Source organism: Paenibacillus ihuae (assembly GCF_001368795.1).
GTDB classification, from domain to species: Bacteria; Bacillota; Bacilli; order Paenibacillales; family Paenibacillaceae; genus Paenibacillus_AQ; species Paenibacillus_AQ ihuae.
Genome location: NZ_LN831198.1, coordinates 3,687,842 through 3,693,979, shown reverse-complemented (window position 1 = coordinate 3,693,979; position 6,138 = coordinate 3,687,842). Strand labels below are relative to the sequence as shown.

At 52.7% G+C, this 6,138-nt stretch carries 9 protein-coding genes; 8 read left to right on the top strand and 1 reads right to left on the bottom strand.

The window, feature by feature from the left end; genetic code table 11:
* The 3 genes from AQR02_RS17050 to AQR02_RS17040 form a co-directional block, all read left to right on the top strand.
* On the top strand, nt 1-511 hold a 511-nt coding region (locus tag AQR02_RS17050), incomplete at its 5' end, for a M24 family metallopeptidase (RefSeq protein ID WP_148449163.1).
* A 43-nt stretch (nt 512-554) separates the two neighbouring features.
* Entirely contained in the window at nt 555-1,112 is a 558-nt protein-coding gene (efp, locus tag AQR02_RS17045; protein ID WP_054941504.1) for an elongation factor P, read from the top strand.
* A 168-nt stretch (nt 1,113-1,280) separates the two neighbouring features.
* Nucleotides 1,281-2,534, top strand: coding sequence for an aspartate kinase (locus tag AQR02_RS17040; protein WP_054941503.1), 1,254 nt, complete (start codon nt 1,281-1,283; stop codon nt 2,532-2,534).
* A gap of 245 nt (nt 2,535-2,779) precedes the next feature.
* Here the strand turns inward: AQR02_RS17040 and AQR02_RS17035 are convergent, their stop codons facing one another.
* Entirely contained in the window at nt 2,780-3,646 is an 867-nt protein-coding gene (locus tag AQR02_RS17035; RefSeq protein WP_187388793.1) for a YitT family protein, read from the bottom strand.
* Nucleotides 3,647-3,974: 328 nt separating this feature from the next.
* Here AQR02_RS17035 and AQR02_RS17030 point away from each other — a divergent pair, with 328 nt between their 5' ends.
* From AQR02_RS17030 to AQR02_RS34420, 5 genes are all read left to right on the top strand, one after another.
* A complete protein-coding gene (locus tag AQR02_RS17030) occupies nt 3,975-4,238 on the top strand; it encodes a YqhV family protein (RefSeq protein WP_425339982.1) in 264 nt (87 codons plus the stop codon).
* 83 nt (nt 4,239-4,321) lie between these two features.
* Nucleotides 4,322-5,323: a stage III sporulation protein AA gene (spoIIIAA, locus tag AQR02_RS17025; RefSeq protein ID WP_054941502.1), complete on the top strand. Its 1,002-nt coding sequence runs from the start codon at nt 4,322-4,324 to the stop codon at nt 5,321-5,323.
* Entirely contained in the window at nt 5,316-5,834 is a 519-nt protein-coding gene (gene spoIIIAB, locus AQR02_RS17020; RefSeq protein ID WP_054942141.1) for a stage III sporulation protein SpoIIIAB, read from the top strand. Before spoIIIAA ends, spoIIIAB begins: the two co-directional genes overlap by 8 nt.
* 13 nt (nt 5,835-5,847) lie before the next feature.
* On the top strand, nt 5,848-6,051 hold the full coding sequence (gene spoIIIAC, locus AQR02_RS17015; protein WP_020426549.1) for a stage III sporulation protein AC: 204 nt from the start codon (nt 5,848-5,850) through the stop codon (nt 6,049-6,051).
* Nucleotides 6,052-6,060: 9 nt separating this feature from the next.
* The coding region (locus AQR02_RS34420) for a SpoIIIAC/SpoIIIAD family protein (RefSeq protein ID WP_280818645.1) at nt 6,061-6,138 on the top strand (78 nt) is incomplete at its 3' end.

Below are 6,138 nucleotides of genomic sequence, written 5' to 3'. Positions count from 1 at the left end.
CGTCGCTTCAGGCGAGCGTTCCGCCATGCCGCATGGTGTGGCCAGCAGCAAGGTGATCCAGAACAACGAATTCGTTACTTTCGATTTCGGGGCGCTGCTTGACGGTTACTGCTCAGATGTAACCCGCACCATCGCGCTGGGGACTCCCGATCCGAAGCTGAAGGAAATCTATGATGTCGTGCTTGAAGCGCAGCTGCACACGCTGGCGAATATCAAGCCGGGCATGACCGGACGGGAAGCTGATGCTTTGGCACGCGACATTATCACCCGTTACGGTTATGGAGAGTATTTCGGCCACAGCACGGGGCACGGTCTGGGCATGGAGGTTCATGAATGGCCGCGGTTGTCCAAGCTTGCCGATGAGATTCTGGCGCCGGGGATGGTCGTTACCGTGGAACCGGGAATCTATCTGTCAGGTCTTGGCGGCGTGCGGATTGAAGACGATATTGTGATCACCGAGAGCGGCATTACGCTGCTGACGCATTCGTCCAAGGATTATCTGGTACTGTAATTCTGCTTCATCATGTTAATTAATAATCCAGGAGGGATTTTTAGTGATTTCAGTTAATGATTTTAAAACAGGTTTGACCGTAGAGGTGGACGGCGATATTTTTACCGTTCTTGATTTCCAGCACGTAAAGCCGGGTAAAGGTGCGGCGTTTGTCCGCTCCAAGCTGAAAAACCTGCGCAACGGCAACACCGTTGAGCGCACATTCCGTGCCGGTGAAACTATCGGCCGCGCAATTATCGAAAACCGCGGTGTGCAGTACCTGTATGCCAGCGGTGCCGAGCATGTTTTCATGGACAATGAAACTTATGACCAGTTTGAACTGAGTGCCAAGCAGCTCGAATGGGAGCTTAACTTCCTGAGAGAGAATATGACGGTTAATATCGTCAGCTACCAGGGCGAAATCCTCGGAATCAACCTGCCTACAAGTGTTGAGCTGAAGGTTACTGAAACAGAACCGGGCGTTAAGGGCAACACCGCTCAAGGCGCAACTAAAGCAGCTACTCTTGAGACTGGTCACACTGTACAAGTTCCGCTGTTCATTAATGAGGGAGATGTTCTCCTGATCGATACCCGCGAAGGTAAATACATTTCACGCGCATAGGACTTGTCCGGCATTAGCCAAAGTTCGCTTTTAAGAAGGCCTCCCCGCATAGCGGTGGAGGTTTTTTTGTGAAACCATTAACGCTTGATATGAATTTCGTATTATACTGGGTTAAAGCGTTAAACCAAATATAAGCTTCATAGAGCGAAATAGGGAGTGAATGGGACTTTGTCACTTTATGTCATGAAATTCGGAGGCAGCTCCGTCGGCGACATTGAACGTATGAAACGGGTCGCTAAGCGCATCGCAGACAAGCAGGATGAAGGTCACCGCTGCGTTGTGGTGGTATCCGCTATGGGGGATACTACGGATGATTTGATCGATCAGGCCAAACAGCTGAATCAGCAGCCGCCTGCGCGCGAAATGGATATGCTGATGACGACCGGGGAACAAATTTCAGTTGCTCTCCTGTCCATTGCGTTGCACGGGATGGGCAGGAATGCCGTATCTTATACAGGCTGGCAGGCAGGCTTCCGCACCGATGAGACCCATGGACGGGCCCGGATCAACGAAATTGTGCCGCGGCGTGTTCTGGAGTCCCTGGAACGTGAACAGATCGTCATTGTAGCCGGATTCCAGGGGATGACGCTGGACGGCGAGATTACAACCCTGGGCCGCGGAGGTTCAGATACTACAGCTGTAGCGCTGGCTGCCGCGATCAAAGCAGATGTCTGCGAGATCTATACGGATGTCGACGGAATCTATTCAACGGACCCGCGTATTGTGAAGACGGCGCGTAAGCTGAAGGAAATTTCCTATGACGAGATGCTGGAGCTGGCCAATCTGGGCGCTGCGGTACTCCATCCCCGTGCCGTTGAATATGCCAAAAGATATCAAGTGAAGCTGGTCGTCAGATCAAGCTTTAACCATAATGAAGGTACTGTTGTGAAGGAGGAAGCAAGCATGGAGCAGGGAGTTGTAGTTAGTGGTATTGCGTATGACAAGAATGTGGCGCGGATCAGTATTCTTGGGGTACCGGATGTTCCGGGCGTACTGGCCCAGGTGTTCGGCAAGCTGGCTGCTGAAGCCGTTGACGTCGATATTATCGTGCAGAGCGGTGTCCAGAACGGGGAAGCGGACTTCTCCTTTACACTTGCGCTGAGCGAGCTTGAGCGGGCCAAGGGAATCATCGAAGGGCTGCACAGCGAACTGCCTTACCGCGAAGTGACCTCTGAGGACAATCTGGTTAAAGTATCGATCGTCGGTGCAGGCATGGTCAGCCACCCGGGGGTTGCCGCACAGATGTTCGAAGTGATCTCCGGCGAAGGGGTTAGCATCAAGATGGTCAGTACCTCTGAAATCAAGGTGTCCTGCGTCATTGAATCGGGTAACCTGCCTACGATCATCCAAGCGCTTCACACCGCCTACAATTTGGATACAGAAGAGCAGGCCTTCGTTGGTGGTCCTAAGGACCGCCGCTAGGCCGCTGCTGCACAAGCAAAGGGATGTTTCTTCAGCCGGAGGGCTGGAGGGACATCCCTTTTAAAATGCGGATAACTCTAATAGAAAAGTAGGTTGCGGGGCGAAAGAGAGGGAAAAGTCCCGTACTTTACTGCGGAAAGAGCAATGGATAGAAGTGAGGTAGTGATTTTTTATTGAAGAAAGAACCTGTCCCCGTCAAATGCTGGCCGGATAGCAGGTTCTTTTGTTTGTCTATTTTACTTGAGCTAACCCAGCCGTCTGAATCTGCCTACGATCTCCACCGTCTCCAGCACGTTGACGAAGGATTTGGGATCTGTCTCCAGGATCGTCTTGCGCAGCTCAGCCAGCTCATAGCGTGTCGTTACCGTCATCAGCATCGTGTTGCCCTCATGGCTGTAGCCGCCCTCCGCATTGACAACGGTGACGCCGTGCGGAAGCAGGGTCAGGCGGTCCAGCATTTTTTCCCGTTCCTTCGTTACAATGAAGCAGGTCAGTTTAATATGGCGGATATGAATCATATCCACAACCCTGCTTTTGACGAAGATACAGAGCATCGCATACAGGGCGGAGTCCCAGCTCTTAAAGAAGCCGAGGCTAAGAATAACCAGACCGTCCATCACAAACAGCACAGTCCCCATTGGAATATCGCGTTTGCGGGTAATAATTGAGCCTAAAATATCAAATCCTCCGGAAGATCCTCCCGCACGAAGCGAGAACCCTACCCCGCCGGCAATGATCACTCCGCCAAAAATACTGGCCAGAATCGGATCCTTGGTCAGTTTAATCACCGGAATTACAGTCAGGAACCAGGTGGTGGAAACGACTGACAGCATGCTCAGACAAATATATTTTTTACCTACGGCCATAAAGCCCCAGATCAGAATTGGAAGATTAATTGCAAAATAATACAGGGAGATAAACTTCGGATTTGTCAGATAGCCGATGATGGAAGCCGTCCCCGCCACCCCGCCGCTTAGCAGCTGATGCGGAATAAGGAACAGCCGGAGCCCGCTCGCCACCAGAAAGGCTGAAAAGATAATGATAGCCACATCTTTTACCTGCTTGGCCACAGTGCTTGATACGAGCGGTACTACGAGATTACGAACTTGCATGATAAAAAATCCCCTCTTTTAAGTTGTCTTTAATCAGATGCAGGAAAGCCGTGAAGCTGAAAATATAAGGATGTCTTAGTCTAACCCACCGCATGCACTTCTATTTTCCATTAGGCCTAAACTCTAAATAACAAATTTATTTTATCACACTGATGATATTTTTTTATGAATTCTTTCACTATGATTTCTTTCACATTCCGCTTCGCGTGCCCTGCCCATTTTCGGTTGTCTAAAGTGGGAGGCTTCCGCATATCCATGGAATACAGCTTGTTTTAAAACAGCTAAAGAATAGTTCTAGCAATAGATTTGGAAAAAGGAGTGGAGCGGATTGGACAAGTATGTAAGCTGGATGGCGGTGCTTAGGCTGCTCTCCGGCAGTGTGGAAATAACGGCTGCCCTAATTATGCTGAAGCTGAATCAGGTAGATAAGGCGCTGGCGGTTAATTCCGGGCTGGCCCTGGTTGGGCCGACCATACTGATTCTGACAACGGCTGTCGGCCTTTCTGGGATGGCTCAAGACCTGTCATGGGGCAAGCTGGGCTGGATTGGCTGCGGAGTAGCCTTTCTCTTAATCGGTATTTTAAAAAAATGATAGATGATAGTCATAAAGCACAGGTACAAGCATAAATATGGAATAAAGCTATAAAAGTAGAGGACAACTTGGGGGTACTCTGTATGGCAAATGACTGGCTTTTATTATTTCCTGAAAAAGTAAGGGTTCTGCTGAACGGACTCCCGGTCCCGCTGCTCGCAAAAGTAGAAGAAATCAGGGTGCGAGAAGGGCGTCCGCTGGAGATCAACTATTCCGGCCACTATCATTTCCTTACCGGGAGCGGCAGCCTGACGCAAAATCCTGGCGAAGCGTACAAGCCAAGCCGTGAGGACACGCACCGGCTGCTCGACCTGATCAGCAATCATTCACTGTATACGATGGAAGAAGAGCTGCGCAAAGGCTTCATCACCATTCCGGGAGGGCACCGGATCGGCCTTTCAGGCCGGACAGTGCTCAGCGGCGGCGGTGTGGAGCATCTGCGGGACATCACCGGATTCAATGTCCGGATCGCCCGAGAGATTCCGGGCATCGCCGACAGCGTGCTGCCGTACTTGCTGGAGCGGGGACGGCAGCGGATCATGCATACGCTGATCCTCTCGCCGCCGCAGCACGGCAAGACTACGCTGCTCCGGGACCTTGCCAGGCAGATTTCGGCGGGGAGCCGGGAAGGCCGTGAGGGCAGCCGGGCGGGCCTGAAGGTCGGCATCGTCGATGAGCGCTCGGAGATCGCCGGCAGCCGCCGCGGCATTCCCGCCTTTGACGTCGGGCCGCGCACGGACATCCTCGACGGCTGTCCTAAAGCGGAAGGCATGATGATGATGATCCGCTCTCTCTCGCCGGATGTGCTGATTGCCGATGAGATCGGGCGGCTGGAGGATGCTGAAGCCGTCACTGAAGCGCTGCATGCCGGCATCTCGGTGGTGGCCTCGGCCCATGGCAAGGAAGTGGCCGAGCTGGCCCGCCGTCCCGGCCTTGGCGGACTACTCGAGCACAGGATGTTCGAGCGGTACGTCATTCTGCACCGCACAGAGGCGGGACTTACCTTCCGCATTCTGGACGGGCAGAAGCGGGCGATGCTGCTGATCTCGCCGGAGGAGCGACTGGGCGGTGAGCGCCATGCTTAAGCTTCTCGGAGCTGTGCTGATCGTGCTGGCCGGCACATTGGCCGGGTTCAAGCGGGCTGCCCAGTATGCAGACAGGCCAAGGAACATTAGAGCCCTCATCGCCGCCCTGCAGCGGCTGGAGACCGAAATTCTGTACGGGTACACCCCGCTGCCGGAGGCTCTGCACCGGATCGGGCAGCAGTCGAAAGAGCCGCTGCGGGCCTTTTTTACCGCAGCTGCGGATGAGATGAGCCCGCCGCAGAACCGCAGTGCTGAGGAGGCCATTCAGCGGGCGATGGAGTTTCACTTCAAATCCGCCGCTCTGAAGGGGACGGAGAAGGAAATTATCCGGCAGCTGAGCTGCACCCTGGGCACAAGCGACAGATCGAATCAGAGCACGCATATTGCGCTGGCTCTGCAGCAATTGAAGCAGGAGGAGACAGTAGCCAGAGAAGATCAGGGCAAATATGAAAAAATGAGCAAAAGCCTGGGTCTGCTGCTTGGAGCATTGATCGTCATTTTGATCTTTTAGCGAGGTGCCAGGAATGAATATTGAAGTCAACGCGATCTTTCAAATCGCCGGCATCGGCATCATCATCGCCATGATTCACACGGTGCTTAAGCAGATGGGGAAAGAGGATATCGCCCACTGGGTGACTATTGTCGGGTTTATCATCGTGCTGTTTATGGTGATCCGCATGCTGGACGGACTGCTTCAGGAAATTAAAACGATTTTTCTTTTTCAATAGGCAGGCGATATGGAAATTATTCAAGTAGTGGGAATAGGACTCTTGTCGACGGTGCTGATCCTTGTGCTGAAGGAACAAAGGCCGATG